General features: G+C 49.2%; 1 protein-coding gene. It reads left to right on the top strand.

Features of this window, described 5'->3' with window-relative positions; all coding sequences use genetic code 11:
- On the top strand, nt 1–232 hold a 232-nt coding region (locus ACMA1I_RS23305), incomplete at its 5' end, for a hypothetical protein (protein ID WP_337070897.1).
- Nucleotides 233–531: the final 299 nt, after the last annotated feature.

Here is a 531-nt window from a genome sequence, read left to right as displayed (position 1 = left end):
TCCCGTTTCAGAGGAGGCGGACCTCGGGGCCTGGACCTGGCCTGCAGGGAAAGAAGGAAGGAAAAGGCTTCAGAAAATATTTTCTGTTTTTGTTTTGCAGATCAGGAAAAGCTTCTTACCTTTGCACCCGCTTCCAGAGGGAAGCTTCTTGAAGAGGCCCTGTAACAGGGGCCGCAGGAAAGGAAAGGGGGCAGAAAGGAAAGGAAAAAAAAGTTTGAAAATTTTTCCCTGAGGCCTTGCAGAAAGGAAAAAGCTTCTTACCTTTGCAACCCGCTCCGGAAGGGAGCAGAAACAAAAGCGAAAGAGTAGAGTGCAAGCCGTTGAGGCACAGCCGCTAAAGGGTAGCGGCACAAGGGAAGAGAGATGTTCTTCCGTAAGTTCTTTGAGAGACTGATAGAGACGAAATTTAAAATCCGCGCGGGTCGGTGTTCACTCACCACCTGCGTCAATTCTAGAGATAGAGTAAAAAAAGGAAGGGCCGGGGTCGGACAGACACATTGGTAGCCTTAGGGCTACCGCAGATTTTTCATA

This window comes from Pontibacter sp. 13R65 (assembly GCF_047525655.1).
Lineage (GTDB): Bacteria > Bacteroidota > Bacteroidia > Cytophagales > Hymenobacteraceae > Pontibacter.
This window is presented reverse-complemented; position numbering and strand designations above follow the sequence as displayed.